Source organism: Streptomyces sp. NBC_01506 (genome assembly GCF_045040295.1).
In the GTDB taxonomy this organism is placed as follows: Bacteria; Actinomycetota; Actinomycetes; order Streptomycetales; family Streptomycetaceae; genus Streptomyces.
The window spans coordinates 3,716,069-3,740,076 of sequence record NZ_CP109422.1; the positions used below are offsets into that span (position 1 = coordinate 3,716,069).

The window sequence follows — 24,008 nt, forward strand, 5'->3', positions numbered from 1 at the left end:
CGGCGCGCCCCCGGTGGTCCGGGGGCGCGCCGCTCTTAGGTTCCCGCGCGGTCACACGCCCGCGTACGAGTGCTTTCCGGTGACGAAGATGTTCACGCCGTAGTAGTTGAACAGCCAGCAGCCGAAGGCGACCAGCGCCAGCGTCGCGGCCTTGCGGCCCTTCCAGCCCGCCGTGGCGCGCGCGTGCAGGTAACAGGCGTAGGCGACCCAGGTGATGAAGGACCAGACCTCCTTGGGGTCCCAGCCCCAGTAGCGGCCCCAGGCGTCGCCGGCCCAGATCGCGCCCGCGATGATCGTGAAGGTCCAGAGCGGGAACACGGCGGCGTTCACGCGGTACGAGAACTTGTCCAGCGTGGCGGCGGCGGGCAGCCGCTCCATGACGGAGGACCACGCGCGGCCGACCGTGGCGCCGCGGGCGATCTTGGACTCGTACACGTCACGCAGCAGGTAGAACAGCGTGCCCACGGCGCCGAGGTAGAAGACCGCGCCGCAGAAGATCGCGGTGGAGACGTGGATCCAGAGCCAGTACGAGTGCAGGGCCGGGACGAGTTGGTCGCTGTCCGTGTAGAGGACGGTCGTCGCGATGCCCAGGTTGAGCAGGACCGTGGTGACCAGGGGCAGTCCGATCCAGCGGACGTTCCTCTTCGCGAGGAGGAACGCGAGGTATGTGCCGACCGCCACCGTGGAGAAGGTGGTGGAGAACTCGTACATGTTGCCCCACGGGGCGCGCTGCACCGCCATCGCGCGGCTGATGACCCCGGCGGCCTCCAGCAGGAAGCCGAGCGCGGTCATGGAGACGGCGATACGTCCGTACAGGTCGCCCTTCTCCGTGCCGCCCGCCGCGCCGGGGCCGTCCGGCACGTCGCGGCGCCCGGCCACCGAGCGGGTGACGACCTTCGGGCGCTCCAGGACGGCGGTGCCGCCGCCCTTCTCCTTCTTCGCCGTGCGCACCTCGACCTTGGCGGCGGCGGCCGTCGCGCCGGCGCCGGTCAGGGCGGCGGCGGTACGGCCGACCTTGCTGCGGCTGCCCGCGACCCACTCGACGATATGGGCGAAGAAGGCCAGGGTGTAGACGGCCATGGACGAATAGACCAACACGTTGGCGGTGTTCGCCAGGCTCTCGTTGGTGGTGGCGGCGAGGATCACTTCTCAGCCCCTTCGACAGGCTCTCCGGTAGTGGTGGCTGTGCTGGCGGATGAGACGTCAGCGGAATCTTGCGCTTCTACGGGTGCTTCCTCGGGTGCTTCCTCCGGCTCCGGCGCCGTGGGCGCCTCGGCGTTGAGCGTCAGGGCCAGGTCGCCCAGCTCCTCGGGGAGCTTCGCCGATTCGCTGCGCCCGAGGCCGGCCATCTCCACGACGGTGGTCCCGTCTGCGCCGCGCACCGCGCGGACCCAGATCCGCCGCCGCTGGATGAACAGCGAGCCCACGAGCCCCAGTACGGCCCCGATCGCGCCGGTGAGGGCGAGCCCGTTGCCCGGCTGCTGGGAGATCTGGAAGGTCGCCCACTCCTTGATGTCCTTCTCGAAGGTCACCGAGCCCGCGCCGCCCGGCAGCTTCATCGTCTCGCCGGGCAGCAGCCGCTGCGCGAGCTTGTTGCCGTCGGCGTCCTTGAACTGCTTCATCTTGCTGGTGTCGAGCTGGTACACGTTCTGCGGCAGACCGGAGTCGACGCCGAGGCTGCCCACGTAGCCGGTGAGCGCCAGCACGGGAAAGTCCAGTTCGGGGAACTGGGAGAACATGTTGCCGTTGCCCTCGCCCGCGAACGTCGGTACGAAGAAGGCGTTGAAGCCGAGTTGCTGCTTCTTGCCGTTCTTGTCGCGGTAGCCGTCCATCACCTTGATCGCGCCGGTCGACGTGATGTTGTTGTCGATCGGCAGGAGCGGGGTCGCGCCCTTGAAGACGACCTTGCCCGCGCCGTCGCGGACGGTGAGGACGGGGGCGTAACCGTGGCCGATCAGATAGACCTTCGAGCCGTTGATGTCCAGCGGTTCGTTGACCTCGATGACCGCCTTGCGCTCCTTGCCGCCCGCGCCCGTCGTGTAGCTGACGTGCGCCTCGAACTCACGGGCCGTGCCGACCTGTGGCCCGTTGCGCTCGAAGGTCCCGATGAACTTGTCGAGGTCGAAGCTGAAAGGCTCCAGGTCGTCCGTGTCGTACATCGAGCCGGACTTGAAGTCGTCGTACTGGGTGAGGGTGTTGGAGAACCCGTCGCCCTCCATGACCAGCTTGCCGCCCTCGGACTTGAACAACTGTCCGGCGCCGAAGGCCACCAGCAGCACGATCAGCGCGATGTGGAAGAGCAGATTGCCCGTCTCGCGGAGGTAGCCCTTCTCGGCGGCGACCGCGTCCCCGACCGTGTGCGCGCGAAAGCGCCGCCGCTTGAGCATGGCGAGCGCGGCGTCGCGGGCCTCGTCCGGCTCGGCCGTCGTACGCCAGGTCGTGTACGCGGGAAGCCTGTCGAGCCGCTTGGGGGCGCCGGGCGGACGGCCGCGCAACTGCCCGACGAACTGCCAGGTGCGCGGGACGATGCAGCCGATGAGCGAGATGAACAGCAGGAGGTAGATCGCCGAGAACCACACCGAGCTGTAGACGTCGAACAGTTGGAGCTTGTCGTAGATCGGTGTGACCGTCTCGTGCTGCTTCTGGAACGTCTGGACCTTCAGCTCGTCCACGCTGTTCTGCGGGATGATCGAGCCGGGGATGGCGGCGAGCGACAGCATGAACAGCAGGATCAGCGCGACGCGCATCGAGGTGAGCTGACGCCAGAACCAGCGGATCCAGCCGATCGGACCGAGGCTGGGGCCGCTGAGGACGGACTCCTCGCGGGGGGCGGTGGAGAGCTGCGATCCGGCGGCGCCCAGGTCCCGGGCCTCGCGCGCCTCGGGTGTGAGGGCGGTCTCGGCGGTCGCGGACGTCTCGGCGGCGCCGTCCGCGTCGACCGTTGACGTCACCGTCGCTGTCGTCGCCGTCTCTTCCGGCTCTGTCTTTGCCTTTGTCTCGCTCATCGAACTAGATCCCCACCGTGAAGCCGTTGGTCCACGTCTGCATGTCTTGCATGATGCTGTCCCACACGCCTGTCACGAGCAGCAGCCCGGTCGCGATCATCATCACGCCGCCGACGCGCATCACCCACTCGTAATGGCGCTTGACCCAGCCGAAGAGTCCCAGCGCCTTGCGGAACGCCACGGCGGCGATGACGAAGGGGACCCCGAGGCCGACGCAGTACGCGACGGTCAGTATGGCGCCCCGCCCCGCGCTCGCCTCCGTGAACGCCAGTGTGTTCACGGACGTGAGCGTCGGTCCGATGCACGGCGTCCAGCCGACCCCGAACAGCGCGCCCAGCAGCGGAGCACCGGCCAGCCCCGACACCGGCCGCTTGTGGATACGGAATTCGCGCTGCGTGAGCCAGGGCAGCCGCCCCATGAAGAACACGCCCATCGCGATCATGAGCACACCGAGGACCCGGGAGATGACCGTCCGGTGGTCCTGGAGGGTGCCGCCGAAGTAGCCGAACAGCGCGCCGCCCGACACGAAGACCGCGGTGAAGCCGGCGATGAACAGCACCGCGCCGCCGACCATCCGCCCGCGTCGCGCCTCGCCCAGATCGGTGCCGCTGATGCCGGTGACGTACGACAGATAGCCGGGCACGAGCGGCAGCACGCACGGCGAGAAGAACGAGACCAGCCCGCCCAGCAGCGCGAGCGGCAGCGCGAGCATCATTGCCCCGTCGTAGACGGTCTCATTCATGCCGGGAACCGGGACCGCGGCCAGAACCTCCACGGGATCACTTCTCCGCGATCAGCGGGTCGATCATCTCGCGCAGCTTCTTGTCGTCGAGCGCGGTCAGGGCGCGGGCCGCGATCTTCCCCTCCCGGTCGAGCACGATCGTGGAGGGGATGGCCTGCGGGTTGAGGCTGCCCTTGGGGAAGCCGTTGACGAGCAGCTTGCTCGCCGGGTCGTACAGGCTCGGGTAGGGGACGCCGTAATCCTTCTCGAAGGCGATGGCCGGACCCTTGTTGGGGTCGCGGGTGTTTATCCCGACGAAGACGACGCCCTGTGCCTCGGTGTCCTTGGCGACCTTCACGAGGTGCGACGCCTCGGCGCGGCACGGTGCGCACCACGAGCCCCAGACGTTCAGTACGACGATCTTGCCCTTGTAGTCGGCCACATCGAGCTGCTTGCCTTCGAGCGTCTCCCCGGCGATCTCGTTGACCGATTGACGGTCGCTCTTGGAGACGGTCTGCACCCCGCCGGTGTTGGTCACGAAGTTGGTGTCACCACCGCCGCCGGACGTGGCACCGTCGCCGCACCCCGCGAGGGTGAGCATGGCCGCCGACGCGGCCACGGCGGCCGTGACGGCGGCGCGTGGGCGTCGGTTCGAGCTGCTTGGGAGGGCTCGGCCAAAGTTCATGTGAAAAGTTTCGCATGGGCCATTCAGGGATCTTCTTCGCCCCCCTCGCTCCCGGGGAACGCCCTGTCAGCGCCCTGGTCCCGGCCCTGCGGCCATCGATGAGGCGACTCGGGCGACATGTCAGGCGGCTTTGAAGAAGGTGCTCCAGCCGCCGGCCGGAGCCTGGCCGACCTCCAGCGTACGGAGTTTGTCGAGCACCGCCGGGTCCTGGACGTCGAGCCAGTCCGTGAACTGCCGGAAGGAGACGAGCCGTACGTCTTTCTTGTCCGCCATCCCCTTGAGCGCTTCCTCGACCGCATCCATATATATGCCGCCGTTCCACTCCTCGAAGTGATTCCCTATGAAGAAGGGGGCGCGATTCGATTCGTACGCGCGCCGGAATCCGGAGAGATACGCCTCGGTGGCCTGTTTGCGCCAGCCCGGATAATTCGCGGGCACGCCTTTTGTCGAATTCTGCGACTGATTGGCGAGGATGTTGTAGTCCATCGACAGCACCTCGAAGGAATGCCCGGGGAACGGCATGGCCTGCAACGGCAGATCCCATACGTCCTGTCGTTTGCCCGGCCACATCTGCCGGCCGCCGGGCGAGCTGGCGTCGTAGCGCCAGCCCATCTTGCGTGCCACGGGCAGCAGTCGGTCCTGGCCGAGCAGACAGGGCGTACGTCCGCCGATCAGCTCCTTGCGGTAGTCGAACGGCAGCGGGTCGAGGTCCTTCCAGCCGCTGTTCGTCTTCCACTCGGTGACGAAACCCATGGCCTGCTCGGTCTCGTCGCGCCACTGCTTCGGCGACCAGTTGCCGACGGAGCCGGAGCCGGCGCAGAAGTGCCCGTTGAAGTGCGTGCCTATCTCGTGCCCTTCGAGCCACGCCTGGCGTATGTACTTCAGCGTGTCCTTGATGTGCGCGTCGGTGAGATAGCCGATGTCGGAGGCGCCGACGGCGTTGCCCGGCGGGCGGTACAGCGTCTTCTTCGACTCGGGCAGCAGATAGATGCCGGAGAGGAAGAACGTCATCGCCGCGCCGTGGTCCTTGGCGAGGTCGAGGAAGCGCGGGAAGAGGCCGTTGCCCACCTCGCCCGCGCCGTCCCAGGAGAAGATCACGAACTGCGGCGGGGTCTCGCCTGGTTCGAGCGGTACGGGCGCGGGCGGCTGGTGCGGCTGCTTTCCGGTGTCGGCGGTCGAGCCGTCACCGATCAGCCGGGCATTCTTCTCGCTGGGCTTGCCGCCCGGCCCGCCGTCGCCCTTGCCCCCGTTGCCGCCGCTGTGCGTACCGGAATTGCCGGACGTACCGCTGTCGGTACCGCAGCCCGCGATTCCGATCGCGGCGGCTGCCCCAATTCCCGCTCCGAGCAGGCTCCTTCGGCTCATGTGGCGCATTTCGTCCCCATCCGCGCTCGTTATCCGCGCTCGTTCATGTCACGCCCGCCGGTCATGCGGACGACAACACGTTAGATGGCACAGGGAACTCATAGGTTCCAGGAATGGAGGGAGCGCCGCACTTGTAACAGCGGATGTGACATTTCCCGCCGGACCGCGGGTGATTGGCCGGACCGTGGGCGATTGATCGACTACGCTCCGAAGGCTTTTGACGCGCCCTTTACCGGTTTGGCGCCGGCGAGCAGATGCGCGGGTACGAGATCGCGCGCCGGCTCCGTATAGGCGACGGAGATCAGCTTCTCCCCCTCGTAGGTGAAGGTGGTCAGGGAGGCGAGCGTGCACTGTCTGCGACGCGGGTCGTGCCACAGCCTGCGGCGCTCGTAAGCGCTGCGCACGATCCAGATCGGCAGTTGGTGGCTGACGCACACGGCCTCGTGCCCGCGCGCCGCGTCGCGCGCGTGGGCCAGGGCGGCCTTCATGCGGGCGACCTGGTCGACGTACGCCTCGCCCCAGGAGGGCCGGAACGGGTTGGTGAGATAGCGCCAGTTGCCGGGGCTGCGCAGGGCGCCGTCGCCGACGCCGAAGGTCTTTCCCTCGAAGACGTTCGCGGCCTCGATGAGATGGTCGTCGGTGTGCAGGGTCAGCCCGTGGGACTTGGCGACGGGCGTCGCGGTCTCCTGCGCGCGCTCCAGCGGGGAGGCGACGACATGGGTGATGTCGTGGCTCGCCAGGTGCTCGGCGACGCGGTCGGCCATCTGCCGGCCCAGCTCGGACAGGTGGTAGCCGTCGCGGCGCCCGTAGAGAACCCCTTCGGGGTTGTGGACCTCTCCGTGCCGTACGACGTGAACGACGGTGCTCTCGGCGCTCATGCGCGCACCCCCTCCTCGGTCGCCCGCGCCGCCGCGCGGGCGGCGGCCGGCAGGGCGGCGGCGACGCGCTCGACCGCGCGGTCGTCGTGGGCGGTGGAGACGAACCAGGACTCGAAGGCGGACGGCGGCAGATAGACGCCGTCGGCGAGCATCGAGTGGAAGAAGCCGGTGAAGCGGAAGGCTTCCTGCCGCTTGGCGTCGTCGTAGTCGCGTACCTCGTCGTCGGCGGCATCGGCGGCGGTGAAGAACACGGAGAACATGTTGCTCGCCGTCTGCACCCGGTGCGCGACACCCTCCTTACTGAGGGCGTCGGTGACCAGGCCGCGGATCTCGGCCGACACGGCGTCGACCTTCGCGTACGCCGCGTCGTCCAGCAGCCGCAGTTGCGCGAGCCCGGCGGCGGTGGCGACGGGATTGCCGGAGAGCGTGCCCGCCTGGTAGACGGGGCCGGCGGGCGCGAGGTGCGCCATGACGTCGGCGCGACCGCCGAAGGCCGCGGCGGGGAATCCGCCGCCCATGACCTTGCCGAAGGTCATCAGGTCGGGCGCGACGCCGTCGATGCCGTACCAGCCGGCCTTCGACGTACGGAAGCCGGTCATCACCTCGTCGGAGATGTACAGCGCGCCGTTCGCGGCACACAGCTCCTTGAGCCCGGCGTTGAACCCCTCGCCCGGCGGCACGACGCCCATGTTCCCGGGCGACGCCTCGGTGATCACACAGGCGATCTCGCCGGGGTGCGCGGCGAACGCCGCCCGTACGGCCGCCAGATCGTTGTACGGCAGTACGACGGTGTCCCCGGCCTGCGCGCCGGTCACCCCGGGTGTGTCGGGGAGCCCGAACGTCGCGACGCCGGAGCCGGCCGCGGCGAGCAGCGCGTCCACGTGCCCGTGGTAGCAGCCCGCGAACTTCACGATCTTCGCCCGCCCGGTGAACCCGCGGGCGAGCCGGATCGCCGACATGGTGGCCTCGGTGCCGGACGACACGAGCCGCACCTGCTCGACGGGCGCGACGCGGGCGACGATCTCCTCGGCGAGCGCGACCTCGCCCTCGCCGGGCGTCCCGAAGGACGTCCCCCGGGCGACGGCGGCCTGGACGGCCTCGATGACCTCGGGCCGCGCGTGCCCGAGGATCATCGGCCCCCAGGAGCACACGAGGTCGACATAGTCGCGCCCGTCGGCGTCGGTGAGGTACGGACCGTCACCGGACACCATGAACCGGGGCGTACCGCCCACGGCCCGGAAGGCACGGACGGGAGAGTTCACGCCACCGGGCGTCACAATCGACGCACGGTCGAAAAGCGCCTGCGAAACGGGGGCTTCGTATGAATACGACACTTTGGTCCTGATCTGCGATTCGGGGTCGGGTGGCCGGGGCGAAGGATCTCGGCCACCGATGAGCAGGTCGCGCGGTCTCCTCGTACTACATGAGGGCTTACCTAAGGGCGTAAGGGGCCTCGCGTCTGCGAAACTGGGGCGTCATAGGGGAAGCTCACGCAATCCATGGTGTCAGAGGCTCCGATGTATCGGCGGACAGGTGTTTCACCGGTCGTCCGTGGGGGAGGTCACTGTCACGATGATCGGGTTGCGCGGCCGGGGCTGCGAGTGGTCGGGTGGAGATATGCATCGCGGTGGCGGACTGGGCGAGGGTACCGATGACCTCGGGCCCGACCCTGCCCGACGGGGAAAACACCGGCGCCGCGAGCGAGAGGCCCGCGCGCAGCCCCCTGTCGGCGGAAATGACGGCCGGCCTCCGGGAGGCGGGAGCGGCCGGGTGGGCGTGACGTACAAATACTTCGGCGCCCCGGACGGCGCGACGGCGGCCCGCGTCCCCATCTCGATGCGCCCGGAGGAGCTGGGCGGCGACGAGCTGGGCATGGGCGGCATGTTCACCAAGATCAAGCCCGAGACGATAGCCGCGATGGTCCTCACGGGCATCCAGGGCATGCCCCTGAACAAGGTCCCCCCGCTCGAACTGGTCGTGCTGCACCCGGACTACGCGGTGGTCAAACTCCCGATGACGGTGGTGGACCCGCTGCGCGGCATCGGCGAGGAGTCGGTGGGCGCGGCGGCCTTCATCTGGTCGACGGTCCCGGACCGGGGCGGCCCGAGGGACGCGTTCAACGTCTACCAACTGCTGCACGAATGGCAGGACTTCAGCCACCGCCTGCACGAGGCGGGGCACCAGCCGTACTGCTTGGTGTGGCCCTGAGCTGATGTGCGTTCCGGGGAGTTGGGACGCCCTTCTCAAGTGGGCGTCCCAGATGGCTTTCAGATGGCCCGTCAGGCCACCGGGACACCCCTCTTGAGGGACATGAGCGTCACTCACTGCCGCAGCATTTCGCGAGCACCGGCCCGAAGTCGGCGATCTGATCGACGGGGCACGCACCCCGGAGAAGGGGCAGCGCGGGAGGTGGCGGCGGAGACCGGCGCTCTCCTTGCGGAAGCAGATGGCTTACTACCGGGCCGGTGCCGCCCAGTACGACCGGCCCTACGCGGCGCGGGCAGACCTGCGGGAGTTGGTGGCCGTCGTCTCCGCCGCCGGTGAACTCCCCATCGCAGGCGATGTGTTGGAGCTGGCCTGCGGTACGGGCCAGTGGACGGGGATGCTCGCCGCGCGGGCGGAGTCGGTGACGGCTGTCGCATGTCCCACCGGCCCGGCTGCCCGGCTTCTGGCACACCGTCGCCGCCGCGCTCGCGCCGGGCGGCAGGGCGGTCTTCATCGACGACGGCCCCGGCGCGGCCGCCGAGGAGGAAATCCTCGCGGACCAGCCCGCCCCGGCGGCGCTGCGCCGGCTCGATGACGGCAGCCGGTACCGCATCGTGAAGGTGTTCCGGGATGCCCGGACGCTGACGGACGACCTCACCGCGCTGGGGTGGGCGGTCCATGTCCGTTCCGTGGCCGGGTACTTGATCGGCGTCGCGGAACCGCCCGCCGCGCGCGGCGGATCACCAGCGGTCGCCACCGCGCTCACGCCAGGGTGACGCGCATGCCGCCATCGGCCAGGGCATCGAGGACCGTACCGAACAGGTCGTAGGGCCGGCCGTCCGCCGTCAGCGTCCCGGACAGATGCTCGCGCGCGATCTCGGCGTCCCGCCAGAGCAGGGTGGCGGGGGCGGTGTGGCCGAAGTTGCCGCGCAGGCAGTCGTCCAGGGCTCCCAGGCAGCCGCCGAAGTAGCCGCCCGGCCCGTTCACCGCCTCGCCGAGCGCCAGGTAGAGGCCCGGTTCGTCCGTGGTGTACCAGCCGTCGAGTTCGTAGGCGTGACCGGCCGGCCGGTCACGGTGGGCGCGTCGGCAGGCCCGTTCCTGGACGAGATCGAGCCAGGCCCCCCGGCGCCGGGTGCCGAGGTCCGCCCAGGCCCTCGGAGCGTCCGGCGGCCCGGCGAGCCAGCGCTCCCAGACGGGCCGGGCGTAGGGGGGTACGGGTGTGGAGTGCGCCCCGTCCAGCTCCAGGTCGATCAGGTCCGCCCCGTAGGAGGACGGGCGCCAGGCCCTGACCCGGCTCAACAGCCGTCGTTCGGTGAGCGGTTCGCCCTGGTCGTCCCGGATCTCGAGGGCGCTCTCCCCCAGATCCAGCGCCCGCCGGGTGCCTTTCGCCAGGGCCGCCCGCAGCCGGTCCCCCTGGGCGAGCCCGCGCAGCACGAGCGGGGGCGCAGCCCGGTCGGGCGGCAGGACGCGGGTGAATTCCCGGCAGGCGCCCAGCCACCGACGCCCGTCGTGTACGCGGACGGGACCCGCGTACCCCTCGGGCGGGCCTTCGTAGTCGTCCAGCCCGGTGAGCACGAGACCGCCGGTCCTCGGGAGTTGGCCCAGGGTCTCCGCGTCCTCCAGGAGCCAGGGCCCGAGTGCCGCGTCGTCCGGCACCAGCCACACCCGGCTGCCGACCCAGCCGCGTACGCCGGCTGTTTCCGGCGCCCAGCCGAAGAGTTCGTACGTCGCGCGCCCGGCTTCCCCGTACAGCCCTTCCACCTCGGCGCAGGCGCCCCAGACATGCCCGTACTCCGCCTCGGTCAGCGCGTACCGCATTCGCCCGTTCCGCTTCTCGTCCTCACTCACGGTGGGAATTGTGCTCGAACGGGGCGTGGCCGACGAAACGCTTTTCACCACCGATCCCGGTGGGGATCGTTGTGCACTGCGACAGTTCTTTCACGCACTCGCCCAGTGAGGGGTTTCGATGGCGGATCTCGCGGATTCGGTCGAATCGATGGAGCAACTCGCCTACGTCTGGCGCGCCATGGCGCTCGACCGGGATGCGGGTGCGGATGTACGGGACCTTCCCGGGCTCGCCGTCCGCTGGGCCGACTGCCGGTTTCCGTTCTGGAACTGCGTCACGCTCACCGAGGCCGGCGGCGCGGACTCGGCGGAGGTCGAGGAGCGGCTGGGCCGGGCGGCGGAGATCATGCGGGCGAAGAAGCGTCCGGGCTTCCTGTGGGTCTTCGAGGACCTTCTCGAAGACGAGGCACGTACGGGGCTGGCGGCGGCGGCCGAGCGGGCGGGCCTCGCGTACGCCTTCCCCGGCGTCGGCATGGCCGGCGATCTGCTCCCCCTCCCCGAACCGGCCCACCCCGACCTGACGTTCGTGCGCGTGAGCACCGACGAACATCTGCGCGCGTACGCGGACCTCAACTCGCGCGCGTACGGATTCACCGTGGAGGACGGCCGCGACGGGCTCGTCGGCTCCACGCTGTGGCGGGAGCAGGTGTACGCGTACCTGGGCATGCGGGACGGCGTCGCCGTGACATGCGCCGGGTCGGTGGAGGCGCAGGGCCGTCTCTTCGTCGTACTCGTCGCCACGGATCCGCGGTGGGAGCGCAGGGGCTACGGCGAGGCGGTGACACGGAAGGCGCTGTACGAGGGCGGCCGGGCCACCGGTCTGACCCGCGCCACGCTGCACGCGACGGCCGCCGGGGCGCCGGTGTATCCGCGTATCGGCTTCCGGCCGAACTCTCCGATGCGCTTCTACGGCCTGAAGGCGGCCTGAAGGCGGCCTGAAGCCTCGGCTACCGCGCCAGATTCGCCTCCGTCGCGAGCCACGACAGCTTGTGCGGGTTGCCGATCGTGAGGATCCGGGTGATCCGGCCGTTCTCGACGGTCAGGCCGACCGCGGCGCCGAGTTCGCCGTCGACGTCGATCCGGGCGCCGAGCGCGCCGTTGAGCCAGACGCCGCTGATCTCGAAGCGACTCATTCGGTTGACCGCCGTGGTCAGGACCATGGCCACCGTCGCCCCGCCCGTGATCGGACGCCGGGCGGCGCGCACCACACCTCCGCCGTCGGAGATCAGCACCACGTCGGGCGCCAGTACGTCGAGCAGACCCTGGAGGTCCCCGGTGCTGAGCGCGGCCATGAACTTCTCGGTGGCCGCCCGCTGTTCGGCCCGGTCCACCCGCATCCGCGGGCGCCGCGCGGCGACGTGCTGCCGTGCCCGGTGCGCGATCTGCCGCACGGCGGCCGGCGTCTTGCCGACCGCGTCGGCGATGTCGTCGTACGGCGCCTCGAACACCTCGCGCAGCACGAACACCGCGCGCTCGGTCGGCCCCAGCGTCTCCAGCACGGTGAGCATCGCGATCGACACGCTCTCGGCGAGTTCCACGTCCTCGGCGACGTCGGGCGAGGTCAGCAGCGGTTCGGGCAGCCACTCGCCGATGTAATCCTCGCGGCGCCGCGCCAGCGACCGCAGCCGGTTGAGCGCCTGCCGGGTGACGATCCGCACCAGATAGGCACGCGGCTCGCGCACGACGCCGGGGTCGACGCCGGCCCATCGCAGCCATGTCTCCTGGACGACGTCCTCGGCGTCGGCCGCCGAGCCGAGCATTTCGTAGGCGACGGTGAACAGCAGGCCGCGATGGGTGACGAACGGGTCGTCGGTCATGGTGCGGAGGGTACGGGGTGCGGGCACGGGAACGTCGAGCTTCTTCCCGGACTGGCTGGTCATGTCTGCTCCTCGCGTCAGCCTGCTCGGGCATGGAGACACCGGCGGCTCGGCGCGTGTGACGGGTTGTCCGGCTTTCCCGGCGAAAGCACTGGCCTCAGGCACTTCCGATGTTCCCGAGCGCGACTGGAGTGGTGGCCGTATGTCCCGACCCCGGGTGGGTGTCGCCGTACTGACCATGGGTGATCGGCCCGACGAGCTGCGGGCGTTGCTCGCCTCCGTCGGCGCGCAGTCGCAGCCCGCCGCGCGGGTCGTGGTCGTCGGTAACGGTTGTCCGTTGCCCGAGTTGCCCGACGGGGTCGTCGGGATCGAGTTGGCGCGGAACGTCGGGCTGCCCGCCGGACGCAACCTCGCTGTGCGGGAGCTGCGCGGGGACGTCGACGTACTCGTGGATCTGGACGACGACGGGCTGCTGATCGCGGACGACGTGTTCGCCCGGCTCGCCGACCTGTACGCGGACGATCCCCGGCTCGGCGTCGTCAGCTTCCGTATCGCCGACGAGACCGGCTTCACCCAGCGGCGGCACGTGCCCCGGCTGCGGGCCGGGGATCCGATGCGGGGTGGGGAGGTGACCACGTTCCTCGGCGGCGGACACGGGCTGTCGATGCCGATGCTGGACGAGATCGGCGGCTGGCCGGACGCGTTCTTCTTCACGCACGAGGAGACCGACCTCGCCTGGCGCGCGCTGGACGCGGACTGGAAGATCCTTTACGAGCCGGGGCTGGTGCTCCGGCATCCTCGTACGTCGCCGGCCAGGCACGCCGTCTTCTACCGGATGACCGCACGTAACCGGGTCTGGATGGCCCGCCGTCATCTGCCGGCCGTGCTCGTCCCCGTATATCTGGGGGTCTGGATCCTGTTGACCGTGGCCAGGACGCGTTCGCCGGGTGGGCTGCGGGCCTGGTTCGGGGGATTCGCGGAGGGGGTGCGTACGCCCTGCGGTACGCGAAAGCCCATGCGGTGGCGCACGGTTGGGCGGATGGCGCGGCTGGGCCGGCCGCCGGTCGTGTAGAGCGGTCGTGCCGTGCGGTCCTGCCGTGCGGTCGTGCCGTGCGGTCCTGCCGTGCGGTCGTGCCGTGCGGTCCTGCCGAGCCGCGCCCGTACGCCGCGCTCAGGCGAGGTCGGCGACCCAGGCGTCGACGGTGGTGACGTCCGCCTGGCGCGGGAAGACCTTCTCCGTCAGCACGTGGTGCACCTCGGGGTCGGTGTCGGCGCAGCCGTCTGCCAGGACGGTGAGGCGGTAGTCGAGGTCGGCGGCCTGGCGCAGGGTCGACAGGACGACGCCGCCGGTGGCGATGCCGGTCAGGATCAGATGGTCGACGGCGCCGCCGCGCAGCACGAGGTCGAGGTCACTGCCGGCGAAGGCGCTGACGCGCTTCTTGGTGACGATGATCTCGTCGGGGCGGGGCGCGACGTCCGGGTGGATGGCGGCGAGGGGGTCGTCGTCGGTGAAGGCTCTGTCCGGCAGGGCGCTGAAGGCCGGGCTGGACTTGGTCTCCGGGCGGCCGGGGCGGAAGCCGATGACGACGAACACGACGGGTACGCCGGCGGATCGGGCCGCGGCGACGGCGCGTGCGACGCGGGGGACGTAGTCGGGGTCGGGGATACGGGCGGTGATGGCCTGCTGGACGTCCATCACGAGCAGGGCGGAGTTGGTCATGGTGCTTCTTCCTTCGGTTCCTTGGTGTCGGGGAGTGGGTCAGGGGTTGGGGTCTCGCGCGGTGCGCCGACGCGGCGCAGGGAGCGGTCGACGACGGTCATCGCGAGGAACAGGACGCTGACGGCGAGCATGAAGGCGGCGAGATGGTGCAGCCCGCCGGTGTCGGCGCGTTCGCCGTAGAAGGCGCCGTTGGCCGCGGCGGCGATGATCGCGCCGAGGTAGCCGAAGGTGCGCAGGAGCCCGGCGGAGGACGCCATGCGTTCGCCGTCGGCCTGGTGGAAGACGGCGTTCTGGAGGGCGAGGCTGTTCAGGCCCTGCGGGACTCCGAAGACGAACACGACGGCCAGGAGCAGCCACACGGGGCTGCTGCCGTGCAGCAGGAACAGCAGGGCGCAGCCTGCTGTCTGGCCGAGGGCGCCCACCAGGAGTTTGCCGCGGATGGCCTGGCGCCGTCCGGTGAGGGTGGAGACGACGATCGCCGTGGCGAACAGGGGCAGTTGGACCAGGCCGGCCTCGGAGGGGGACAGTCCGCGTCCCTGCTGCGTCCACTGCGTGTAGCCGTACAGGAAGGCGTAGATGACGATGTAGCAGAGCAGGGTCCGGATGTACGTGGCCAGGAGCGGCAGGTTGCCGCCGAGTACGCGTACGTCGATGAAGGGCTGCCGCGCCCGCAGTTCGCGCCAGGTGAAGCCGGCCCCGGCGGCGACGGTCAGGAGCGGGAGGTACCAGGCGCCGGCACCGGGGTTCATCAGGAACAGCAGCAGACAGACGAGCGCCACGGCGAACAGGCCCATGCCCGGCAGGTCCAGGGCGCTCGCGGGGTGACGGCCGTCCGCACGGTGGGAAGGGGGTGTCACGGGCAGGCGGCGCGCGCCGAGGTACAGACCGGCCAGCGCCAGCGGGATGTTGACGGCCAGGGTCGCGCGCCAGCCACCGACGCCGACCAGCAGGCCGCCGAGGCTCGGGCCGATGACGGCGATGGTCTGGGTGGTGACGGCGAGGGCGGTCAGGACACCGGCGGGGCTCGCCTCGCCGGTACGCCGGGCCTCGCTGCGGATGAGATACATGGCCGCCGGATAGCCGGCGCAGGTGCCGAAGCCGAGGAGTACGCGGGCGGCGATGAGCACCCCGAGGTTGGGGGCGAACATGCCGATGACACCGGCGATGCCGGTCAGCGCCGTACCGGCGAGGAACAGCCGGCGTGGTCCGAAGAGGTCGATCAGCCGTCCTACGACGGGTTGACCGATGGCGGTGGCCAGATAGAGCGCGGAGATGAGCCACGCCGTCCGGGAGGGCGGGGCGCCGAACGCGGCGCCGATCGGCACCAACGACACCGAGATGATGGAGGAGTTGACCGGGTTGAGCACCGATCCCACCATCATCGGGGCCAGCAGGCGCCGGTTGAATCCACCGGCCGGTCCCTCGGCCGGTCCCTCGGCCGGTCCTTTGGCTCCGCCGGGGCGCGGCAGGTGCAGTTGGTGCAGCCCGTGCCGTACGCGGGTCAGATGTCCGGTCACCTTCATGACCGGACGATCCGTTCGAGCAGGGCCACCGCCTCAAGCAGGGCCCGGCGCTCCTCTTCCGTGCACTCGTCCTCCAGCGCACGGGTCAGCCAGCTCTCGCCCGCCCTGCGGCGGTCCTCCAGGAACTCATGGCCGCTGTCGGTGACGAAGACCAACTGACGGCGGCCGTCGTCGGCGTCCTGGCGGCGGGAGACGAGGCCGCGCTCCACCAGGGTGCCGACATGGGCGGCGACCGACTGGTGCCGGACGCGTTCGGCGGCGGCCAGGTCGCTGACCGACGCCTCGCCGTCCTTGTCCAGCCTGCTGAGGAGGGACATCTGGGACGGGGTGAGGTCGCCGGGGTCGTACGTCTCGCGCATCCGGCGTCTCATCCGGCTGAAGACCACCCGGATCTCACGGGCCGCTCGCGCGGCCGATTCGGACACGCCGTCGGGGGTGCTGGCCGTCTCACTCATATACGCAGGCTAACTTGCGCAGTCCAGCCTGCGCAACTATCGACACGCGAGCGACAGACGAGCGACAGACGGTGCTGCCCGGATCCGCCGAGTCCGGACCCGAGCCGGAACAATGGGCCTATGAGCGCCCTCCCCACACTGTCCGCCACCGAGATCACCACCGACCGTCTGCGGCTGCGCACAGCGCGCGACGCCGATATCGACGGCCTCATCGAGCTCCAGACCGATCCACAAGTCCGCGCCCACCTCGGCGGCCCCCGGCCCCGTGCCGTCGTCCAGCAGTACTTCGATGCCTACGGCATCGGCGCCATCGCGGGCACGCCGGGCACCTATGTCATCGCCGACAGGGAAACCGACCGGCTCATCGGGACACTCGTACTCGACCGCCGCTCGGCCGACGTTCCCGGACATGTCGCCGAGGAAGGCGGCGAGCTGGAGCTGACCTATCTGCTCCGGCACGGGAGTTGGGGTGCGGGGCTGGCCTTCGAGGCCGCCACGGCCCTGTTGCGCGCCGCCGCCGGCGAGCTGCCCGACCAGCCGGTCCTGGTGGTGACCCAGACGGCCAACGAGCGTTCCTTCGAGCTCGCCACCCGTCTCGGCTTCCGGCGCGTGGACACCTTCGAGGCGTACGACGCGGAACAGACCCTCGCCGTGGCCGACCTGCACTCGTTCCGGGCCCGGTCCGCTGTCACCGGCTCACGCTGAGAACGCCGGTGGCGTGGTGCCCGCGCGACACGCGGGCACCCGCCCAACCGACCCCGCCGGACCGGGGACCCTCACTTGCCTTCAAGCGCCTTCAACGCGATGTTCAGCTCCAGCACATTCACGCGCGGCTCGCCGATGAACCCGAGGATGCGGCCGTCCGTGTGCTCGTCCACCAACTTCCGCACCCGCGCCACGTCCAGGCCGTTCTTCTCCGCGATGCGGTGGACCTGGATGTCCGCGTACTCCGGGGAGATCGCCGGGTCCAGCCCCGAGCCCGACGAGGTGACCGCGTCGGGCGGCACGTCCGACGGCTTGACCTGGTAGCCGTTCACCGAGTTGTCCTTGATGACGGCCGCCTTCGCGTCCTTCACCCACTGGATCAACTCCTCGTTGTCCCCGGCCCTGTTGGTCGCTCCGGACAGGATCAGCTTGTACCGCGTGTTCACGCTGTTCGTGCCGAGCCCGTTGGACGGACGGGGCTGGAACCACTTCAGGTCCGGTTCCGGGGTCTCCTCGCCCTTCTTCAGCGGCAGGTCGTAGCGCTGGCCGATGAGTTCGGAGCCGACGACCTTGCCGTCCGACTTGATCTCGGAGCCGTTGGCCTGGTGGTTGAAGAGGCCCTGTCCGACCCCCATGACGGCGAGCGGGTAGATCACGCCGCAGAGGAGGGTCAGTACGAGCAGGGCGCGCAGCCCGGCGCCCAGGAGCCGTGCGGTGTTCGTGACGGAGGTGTTCATGGACATCAACCGATTCCGGGGATGAGTGAGATGAGAAGGTCGATGATCTTGATGCCGGCGAAGGGGGCGATCAGTCCGCCCACCCCGTAGATCCCGATGTTGCGCCGCAGCATCCGGTCCGCGCTCATCGGCCGGTAGCGCACGCCGCGCAGCGCCAGGGGCACCAGCGCGACGATGACCAGCGCGTTGAAGATCACCGCCGAGAGGATCGCGGACTCGGGCGACGACAGGCTCATGATGTTGAGCCTGTCCAGGCCCGGATAGACGACGGCGAACATGGCCGGGATGATCGCGAAGTACTTCGCGACGTCGTTGGCGATCGAGAATGTCGTCAACGCACCGCGCGTGATGAGCAGTTGCTTGCCGATCTCGACGATCTCGATGAGCTTGGTCGGGTTGGAGTCCAGGTCCACCATGTTCCCGGCCTCCTTGGCGGCCGAGGTCCCGGTGTTCATGGCCACACCCACGTCCGCCTGGGCCAGCGCGGGGGCGTCGTTCGTACCGTCGCCGGTCATCGCGACGAGCTTGCCGCCCGCCTGCTCACGTCTGATGAGCGCCATCTTGTCCTCGGGCGTGGCCTCGGCGAGGAAGTCGTCCACGCCCGCCTCCTCCGCGATGGCCCGCGCCGTCAGCGGGTTGTCGCCCGTGATCATCACGGTCTTGATGCCCATACGGCGCAGCTCCTCGAACCGCTCCCGCATGCCCTCCTTGACGACGTCCTTGAGGTGGATGACGCCCAGGATCCGCGCCCCGCGCCCGTCCTCCACGGCGACGAGCAGCGGCGTGCCGCCGTCCTCGGAGATGCGGTCGGTGAGGGTCCCCGCGTCCGGCGCGATGTGGCCGCCGCGCTGCTCGACCCACGCGACGACCGAACCGGCCGCGCCCTTACGGATCTTGCGTACGGCTCCGTCCTGCCGGCCCGGCGCCTTCTTCGTGACGTCCACGCGCCCCGTGGCGTCCGCGCGATCCGTGGCGTCCGCGCGATCCGTGACGTCCGCGCGATCCGTGGCCGCGATGTCATCCGTGACGTCCACGAGTTCCGTCAGGTCCACGCCCGACATCCGGGTCTGCGCCGTGAACGGCACCCAGTCCGCCTGGCCCAACTCCCCCTGCCTGCGCTCCCGCAGGCCGTACCTCTCCTTCGCCAGCACGACGATGGACCGGCCCTCGGGTGTCTCGTCGGCGAGCGACGACAACTGCGCGGCGTCCGCGAGTTCGACGGCGGTGACCCCCTCCACCGGGAGGAAGCCCGCCGCCTGCCGGTTGCCGAGCGTGATCGTGCCGGTCTTGTCCAGCAGCAGCGTCGAGACGTCCCCCGCCGCCTCCACCGCGCGCCCCGACATCGCCAGGACGTTGCGCTGCACGAGCCGGTCCATACCGGCGATGCCGATGGCCGAGAGCAGCGCCCCGATGGTGGTGGGGATCAGACAGACGAGCAGCGCGGTCAGCACGATCATCGACTGTTCGGCGCCCGCGTAGATCGCGAACGGCTGGAGGGTGACGACAGCCAGCAGGAACACGACGGTGAGGGACGCGAGAAGGATGTTCAGCGCGATCTCGTTGGGCGTCTTCTGCCGGGCCGCGCCTTCGACCAGCGCGATCATCCGGTCGATGAAGGTCTCGCCGGGCTTGGTCGTGATCTGGATGACGATACGGTCGGAGAGGACCTTCGTCCCCCCGGTGACCGCGCTGCGGTCACCGCCCGACTCGCGGATGACGGGGGCCGACTCGCCGGTGATCGCCGACTCGTCGACCGAGGCGACTCCCGCCACGACATCGCCGTCACCGGGGATGATGTCGCCGGCCTCGCAGACCACCCGGTCCCCGACGCGCAGGTCGGTGCCCGGTACCCGCTCCTCGTTCGGGCCGACGATCCGCCGGGCGACGGATTCGGTCTTGGCCTTGCGGAGGGTGTCGGCCTGCGCCTTGCCGCGGCCCTCGGCTACCGCCTCCGCGAGGTTGGCGAAGATCGTGGTCAGCCACAGCCAGGCGGCGATCGCCCAGCCGAACCACTCGCCCGGCTTCGTGATCGCCAGCACGGTGGTGAACACCGAGCCGACCTCGACCACGAACATCACGGGCGACTTGACCATGACGCGCGGGTCGAGCTTGCGCAGCGCGTCGGGGAGGGACTTGACGAGCTGCCGGGGGTCGAAGAGACCGCCGCCGACGCGCCCGTCGCCACCGCCGGGCCGGTGCGAGGTCGGCACATCGGAGTGCGGCGCCCGCGAGGGCCCGAAGCCGCCGGAGCCTGAGCCGGGATCGGGCGTTGGGTTGGAAGTGGCAGTACTCATGACGCGAGTCCTTCGGCGAGCGGTCCCAGCGCGAGCGCCGGGAAGTAGGTCAGACCGGCGACGATCATGATCGTGCCGACGAGCAGCCCGCTGAACAGAGGCTTGTCGGTACGCAGGGTGCCCGCCGTCATCGGCACCGGTTTCTGCTCGGCGAGCGAGCCGGCGAGCGCCAGCACGAACACCATGGGAAGGAAACGGCCGAGCAGCATCGCGATACCGATCGAGGTGTTGAACCACTGGGTGTCGGCATTGAGCCCGGCGAACGCCGAACCGTTGTTGTTGGCGCCCGACGTATACGCGTACAGAATCTCGGAGAATCCGTGCGCGCCGCTGTTCGTCATCGAATTCGCCGGGGTGTTCATCGCCATCGCCACGGCGGTGAAACAGAGCACCAGGGCCGGGGTGATGAGGATGTAGCAGGCGGCGAATTTGATCTGGCGGGTGCCGATCTTCTTTCCGAGATATTCGGGTGTACGGCCGACCATCAGGCCCGCGAGGAACACCGCGATGACGGCCATGACAAGGATTCCGTACAGTCCGGAGCCCACCCCGCCGGGTGCGATCTCGCCCAACTGCATTCCCAGCATGGCGATTCCGCCGCCGAAGCCGGTGTACGAGGACAGGAACGAATTCACCGCACCGGTTGAGGTCAGTGTCGTCGCCACCGAGAAGATGGACGAGGCGCCGATTCCGAACCGGGTCTCCTTGCCTTCCGTGGCACCGCCGGCGATGTCGAACGCCGGGCCCCCGTGGTGGAATTCGGTCCACATCATCAGCGCGGTGAAGACGATCCAGATCGTCACCATCGTGGCGAGGATCGCGTAACCCTGCTTGACGCTGCCGACCATCCGGCCGAAAGTCCGGGTGAGCGAGAGGGGAATGAGCAGGATCAGGAAGATCTCAAGGAGGTTCGACAGCCCGTTGGGGTTCTCGAAGGGGTGGGCGGCGTTGGCGTTGAAGTAGCCGCCGCCGTTGGTGCCCAGCTCCTTGATGGCCTCCTGGGAGGCCACGGCGCCGCCGTTCCACTGCTGGCTGCCGCCCATGAACTGGCCGACCTCGTGGATGCCGGCGAAGTTCTGGATCGCCCCGCAGGCCACCAGCAGAATCGCTCCGACCAGCGCGATCGGCAGCAGGATACGGATGGTGCCGCGCACCATGTCGGCCCAGAAGTTGCCGAGTTCACCGGTACGGGAGCGGGCGAAGCCCCGTACGAGCGCGATCGCGACGGCCATGCCCACGGCGGCCGACAGGAAGTTCTGCACCGCCAGGCCGCCGGTCTGTACGACATGGCCCATGGCCTGTTCGCCGTAGTAGGACTGCCAGTTGGTGTTGGAGACGAACGAGGCGGCGGTGTTGAACGCCTGGTCCGGATCGATCGACGAGAAGCCGAGCGAACCGGGCAGACTGCCCTGGATCCGCTGCATCAGATAAAGAAAGAGGACACTCACCAACGAGAAGGCGAGAACTCCGCGCAGATAGGCGGGCCAGCGCATCTCGGTGGCGGGATTGGCGCCGATGGCACGGTAGATCCATTTCTCGACCCGCAAATGCTTCGGGGAGGAGTAGACACCGGCCATGTAGTCGCCGAGCGGTCGGTACGCCAGAGCCAGCGCCACCATGAGCGCGAGCAGTTGGAGCACACCGGCGAGGACGGGGCTCATCAGGGCTCAGAACCTCTCCGGGTACAGAAGGGCGAGGACGAGATAGCCCAGCAGGGCGACGGCGACGACGAGGCCGACGATGTTCTCGGCGGTCATAGCTTCGCCACCCCCTTGGCAACGAAAGCCACCAGCGCGAACAGCGCGATCGTGGTGACGACGAAGGCCACATCGGCCATCGTGAGCTCCTGAATGAGGTCGGAATTTCCTGGACCTCTAGAGGAAAGCCTCTTTTTTCCGGGGCACGCGTGACGTTGACGAGTCCCATACGGCCCGGGGGGCGCGTTTTACGGATCTCATACACGGATGGCCCATACATGTCTTGTGCCCGGCAGGGATTCCTGCCGGGCACAAGGGGTGACGCGGTGCTGCCGGGCGTCAGCCGGTGCGTACCACCGACGCGGCCGTTACGGCCTCCGGAGCGGGAACGGGGCGCAGTACGCGCTCCGCCAGCGCGCCGAAGATCAGCCCGAAGGCCGTCCACAGCAGCGCCTGGACAGCCAGCGAGGCCAGCCTGAACTCCCAGAGCAGCGCGGCCGGGAAGGTCTCCTTCACGGCGTCGGTGTTGGCGGGCAGGAGCAGACAGGCCACGGCCATGACCACCACATAGCCGCCGCCGGCCGCGACGGTCGCGTACCAGTTGCCGAGGGTCGGCGCGAGCCGCCGTCCGGCGATGACGGCGATGAGCGCGACCAGCACGCTGAGCGCGATCATCAGGAAGAACAGCGTGGTGCGCCTGCCGATGGTGTCGGGATTGCCCACGGCCGGCGGGGTCGCCGGATATTTGAGGAACGGCACCAGATAGACGGTGGTGAAGGCGGCGCCCGCGACCAGCGCGGCCGTCGCCCGGGGCCGGAAGCGGCCGACCCGGCCCAGACAGAAGGCGAAGGCCAGCGACGCGATGCCGCCCAGGGCCACCCCGTAGACGAGGACGCCGGTGGCGAGGCCGAAGGTCGACTGCACCGGGCGCGTGACCAGCTCCGCTTCCTCTTCCTCGTGCTGCGCATGCTGCTCAGGCGCCGGCGCGGACTGCGACTGTGACTGTGACTGCGACTCCTCCAGCGCGATGGAGGAGTCGATGGACGGCTCCCCCACCACGTAGGCGAGCGCGAAGGCGAGCAGTCCGGCGACGACGCCCGCGATCATGCCGCGGACCAGAAGGGTTCTGACGGTGGACGTATGCATGTCAGTGGCAGGGGAAGCCGAGCAGATGACGGCCGTCGTGCACCCACTCGTGCACACCCGCCCCGGAGAACACCGACGTCGCGCCCTGTTCGGCACCGACGAAGTACAGCAGCACCAGCATCAGCGTGCCCACGAAGACCGCCCAGGGCACAACGGCCCGCAGGGGCAGGGGAGTCAGGGGCGATATCGCCGATCCGGCGGGCGATGAAACGGCCGGGGGCACGATGGACTCAGCCACGGCACAACCTCCTTGGGAACTCGCGTCCCGTTCGGTGGAGCTCGCACGACGGCCATCGGGTCTGACTCACCGGGCCGCCTCGTCGCGCGTACGCGACGGTGGCCGCTCGGCATACAGTGGCGCGACCGTGCCGGAATCTCACCGGACTTCCGTCTCGCCGTCGTGATATCAGCGTGAACGTACCGCGATCGGGCAGGTCGGCCAAGAGGGCGATGCGTCCCGCGCGGGCGGCGCCTCGCGAACGCACGACCCTGGAGAGCGCTATGACCACACGCGTCACGCTGATCTCACCGGCGCTCAGCACCGCGTTGCGCGAGGCGCGCTTCGCGGACGGACCGCTGGACGCGACCGGGCTGCGCCAGGCCGAGGCCGTACGGGGATCGGTCGCCGTCGCCGAACAACGCGCCTCCGCCGACCAGGTGTTCGCGTCCCCCTCGGTGCGCTGCAAGCAGACCGCCGAAGCGCTCGGCCTGGTCGCGGAGCCCCTGCCCGAGCTGCGTACCTGCGCGATGGGCCGCTGGCGCGGGATGAGGCTGGAGGAGGTCGGCGCCACGGAGCCGCAGGCGGTCGCCGCCTGGCTGGCGGACCCGACGGCGACCCCGCACGGCGGGGAGTCGCTGAGGGCTCTGCACACCCGCGTGGGCCACTGGCTCGACGCGCTGGGCGCCGACGCCCGGCCCCGCTCGGCGCGCGTCCTCGCGGTGGCCGAGCCCGATGTCGTACGCGCGCTGACGGTGCACGCGATAGGGGCGCCGACGCAGGTGTTCTGGCGTATCGACGTACAGCCGCTGACGGTCACGGAGTTGAGCGGGCGCAACGGCCGCTGGAATCTGCGCAGCGGCCGTCCGCTCCAGGGCGCGTCCCGGTAGGGCGCATCAAGCCGTCCGGCGATTGAGGACACCGCCCACGGCCCGCCGTCATGAGGACGACGCCCGCCACATCAAGCCCGTCCGGCGATTGAGGACAAGCGCG

24 protein-coding genes and 1 riboswitch are annotated in these 24,008 nt (G+C 69.8%); of the genes, 5 read left to right on the forward strand and 19 right to left on the reverse strand.

What is annotated here, in order from left to right; all coding sequences use genetic code 11:
- Positions 1-51: 51 nt before the first annotated feature.
- The 7 genes from ccsB to hemL all read right to left on the reverse strand — a co-directional run bounded on the left by ccsB (position 52) and on the right by hemL (position 7,988).
- Positions 52-1,146, reverse strand: coding sequence for a c-type cytochrome biogenesis protein CcsB (ccsB, locus tag OG329_RS16170; protein WP_405795843.1), 1,095 nt, complete (start codon positions 1,144-1,146; stop codon positions 52-54).
- Positions 1,143-3,005, reverse strand: coding sequence for a cytochrome c biogenesis protein ResB (locus OG329_RS16175; RefSeq protein ID WP_405795844.1), 1,863 nt, complete (start codon positions 3,003-3,005; stop codon positions 1,143-1,145). The genes ccsB and OG329_RS16175 overlap by 4 nt, the downstream gene beginning before the upstream one ends.
- A gap of 4 nt (positions 3,006-3,009) precedes the next feature.
- Positions 3,010-3,747, reverse strand: a complete 738-nt coding sequence (locus OG329_RS16180; RefSeq protein WP_405795846.1) for a cytochrome c biogenesis CcdA family protein — start codon at positions 3,745-3,747, stop codon at positions 3,010-3,012.
- Between the two features lie 37 nt (positions 3,748-3,784).
- Positions 3,785-4,411, reverse strand: a complete 627-nt coding sequence (locus OG329_RS16185; protein ID WP_405795847.1) for a TlpA family protein disulfide reductase — start codon at positions 4,409-4,411, stop codon at positions 3,785-3,787.
- A 120-nt stretch (positions 4,412-4,531) separates the two neighbouring features.
- Positions 4,532-5,785 carry a hypothetical protein gene (locus tag OG329_RS16190; protein WP_405795849.1) on the reverse strand — a complete coding sequence of 418 codons (1,254 nt, stop codon included), beginning with the start codon at positions 5,783-5,785 and terminating at the stop codon, positions 4,532-4,534.
- Positions 5,786-5,976: 191 nt separating this feature from the next.
- Positions 5,977-6,654, reverse strand: a complete 678-nt coding sequence (locus OG329_RS16195) for a histidine phosphatase family protein (protein ID WP_405795850.1) — start codon at positions 6,652-6,654, stop codon at positions 5,977-5,979.
- On the reverse strand, positions 6,651-7,988 hold the full coding sequence (hemL, locus tag OG329_RS16200) for a glutamate-1-semialdehyde 2,1-aminomutase (protein WP_405795852.1): 1,338 nt from the start codon (positions 7,986-7,988) through the stop codon (positions 6,651-6,653). The genes OG329_RS16195 and hemL overlap by 4 nt, the downstream gene beginning before the upstream one ends.
- 283 nt (positions 7,989-8,271) lie before the next feature.
- Here hemL and OG329_RS16205 point away from each other — a divergent pair, with 283 nt between their 5' ends.
- Positions 8,272-8,862, forward strand: a complete 591-nt coding sequence (locus OG329_RS16205) for a hypothetical protein (RefSeq protein ID WP_405801869.1) — start codon at positions 8,272-8,274, stop codon at positions 8,860-8,862.
- 109 nt (positions 8,863-8,971) lie between these two features.
- On the opposite strand, the gene OG329_RS16210 is transcribed toward OG329_RS16205, so the two are convergent.
- Together OG329_RS16210 and OG329_RS16215 are read right to left on the reverse strand one after the other, a co-directional pair.
- The gene (locus tag OG329_RS16210) at positions 8,972-9,616 is read right to left on the reverse strand and encodes a hypothetical protein (protein WP_405795853.1); all 645 of its coding nucleotides are present in this window, start codon (positions 9,614-9,616) and stop codon (positions 8,972-8,974) included.
- A 5-nt stretch (positions 9,617-9,621) separates the two neighbouring features.
- Positions 9,622-10,677, reverse strand: coding sequence for a hypothetical protein (locus OG329_RS16215; protein ID WP_405801870.1), 1,056 nt, complete (start codon positions 10,675-10,677; stop codon positions 9,622-9,624).
- A gap of 148 nt (positions 10,678-10,825) precedes the next feature.
- On the opposite strand from OG329_RS16215, the gene OG329_RS16220 reads away from it, so the two are divergent.
- Complete coding sequence (locus OG329_RS16220) at positions 10,826-11,632, forward strand: GNAT family N-acetyltransferase (RefSeq protein ID WP_405795855.1); 807 nt, start codon at positions 10,826-10,828, stop codon at positions 11,630-11,632.
- Positions 11,633-11,651: 19 nt separating this feature from the next.
- On the opposite strand, the gene OG329_RS16225 is transcribed toward OG329_RS16220, so the two are convergent.
- Positions 11,652-12,521 carry an RNA polymerase sigma-70 factor gene (locus OG329_RS16225; protein WP_405801872.1) on the reverse strand — a complete coding sequence of 290 codons (870 nt, stop codon included), beginning with the start codon at positions 12,519-12,521 and terminating at the stop codon, positions 11,652-11,654.
- A gap of 202 nt (positions 12,522-12,723) precedes the next feature.
- Here OG329_RS16225 and OG329_RS16230 point away from each other — a divergent pair, with 202 nt between their 5' ends.
- Positions 12,724-13,593, forward strand: a complete 870-nt coding sequence (locus OG329_RS16230; RefSeq protein WP_405795857.1) for a glycosyltransferase family 2 protein — start codon at positions 12,724-12,726, stop codon at positions 13,591-13,593.
- A gap of 99 nt (positions 13,594-13,692) precedes the next feature.
- On the opposite strand, the gene OG329_RS16235 is transcribed toward OG329_RS16230, so the two are convergent.
- From OG329_RS16235 to OG329_RS16245, 3 genes are all read right to left on the reverse strand, one after another.
- Positions 13,693-14,241, reverse strand: coding sequence for a cysteine hydrolase family protein (locus OG329_RS16235; RefSeq protein WP_405795859.1), 549 nt, complete (start codon positions 14,239-14,241; stop codon positions 13,693-13,695).
- Positions 14,238-15,623, reverse strand: coding sequence for an MFS transporter (locus OG329_RS16240; RefSeq protein ID WP_405801874.1), 1,386 nt, complete (start codon positions 15,621-15,623; stop codon positions 14,238-14,240). The genes OG329_RS16235 and OG329_RS16240 overlap by 4 nt, the downstream gene beginning before the upstream one ends.
- A gap of 137 nt (positions 15,624-15,760) precedes the next feature.
- Positions 15,761-16,219 (reverse strand): MarR family winged helix-turn-helix transcriptional regulator, encoded by a 459-nt coding sequence (locus OG329_RS16245; protein WP_405795860.1) that lies wholly within the window; start codon positions 16,217-16,219, stop codon positions 15,761-15,763.
- A gap of 120 nt (positions 16,220-16,339) precedes the next feature.
- Between OG329_RS16245 and OG329_RS16250 the strand changes: the two genes are divergently transcribed.
- The gene (locus tag OG329_RS16250) at positions 16,340-16,924 is read left to right on the forward strand and encodes a GNAT family N-acetyltransferase (protein ID WP_405795862.1); all 585 of its coding nucleotides are present in this window, start codon (positions 16,340-16,342) and stop codon (positions 16,922-16,924) included.
- Positions 16,925-16,995: 71 nt separating this feature from the next.
- On the opposite strand, the gene OG329_RS16255 is transcribed toward OG329_RS16250, so the two are convergent.
- From OG329_RS16255 to OG329_RS16280, 6 genes are all read right to left on the reverse strand, one after another.
- Positions 16,996-17,661: a potassium-transporting ATPase subunit C gene (locus OG329_RS16255; RefSeq protein ID WP_405795863.1), complete on the reverse strand. Its 666-nt coding sequence runs from the start codon at positions 17,659-17,661 to the stop codon at positions 16,996-16,998.
- Positions 17,662-17,666: 5 nt separating this feature from the next.
- Positions 17,667-19,955, reverse strand: a complete 2,289-nt coding sequence (gene kdpB / locus OG329_RS16260; RefSeq protein ID WP_405795865.1) for a potassium-transporting ATPase subunit KdpB — start codon at positions 19,953-19,955, stop codon at positions 17,667-17,669.
- Positions 19,952-21,616, reverse strand: coding sequence for a potassium-transporting ATPase subunit KdpA (kdpA, locus tag OG329_RS16265; protein WP_405795867.1), 1,665 nt, complete (start codon positions 21,614-21,616; stop codon positions 19,952-19,954). The genes kdpB and kdpA overlap by 4 nt, the downstream gene beginning before the upstream one ends.
- Positions 21,617-21,622: 6 nt before the next feature.
- Complete coding sequence (gene kdpF / locus OG329_RS16270) at positions 21,623-21,712, reverse strand: K(+)-transporting ATPase subunit F (protein WP_078075662.1); 90 nt, start codon at positions 21,710-21,712, stop codon at positions 21,623-21,625.
- A 279-nt stretch (positions 21,713-21,991) separates the two neighbouring features.
- Positions 21,992-22,798, reverse strand: a complete 807-nt coding sequence (locus OG329_RS16275) for a CbtA family protein (protein WP_405795869.1) — start codon at positions 22,796-22,798, stop codon at positions 21,992-21,994.
- 1 nt (position 22,799) lies between these two features.
- Complete coding sequence (locus OG329_RS16280; protein WP_405795870.1) at positions 22,800-23,036, reverse strand: CbtB-domain containing protein; 237 nt, start codon at positions 23,034-23,036, stop codon at positions 22,800-22,802.
- 59 nt (positions 23,037-23,095) lie between these two features.
- Positions 23,096-23,187, reverse strand: a riboswitch (cobalamin riboswitch).
- Positions 23,188-23,299: 112 nt separating this feature from the next.
- Between OG329_RS16280 and OG329_RS16285 the strand changes: the two genes are divergently transcribed.
- Positions 23,300-23,905, forward strand: a complete 606-nt coding sequence (locus OG329_RS16285; protein WP_405795871.1) for a histidine phosphatase family protein — start codon at positions 23,300-23,302, stop codon at positions 23,903-23,905.
- The last annotated feature ends 103 nt before the right edge of the window (positions 23,906-24,008 follow it).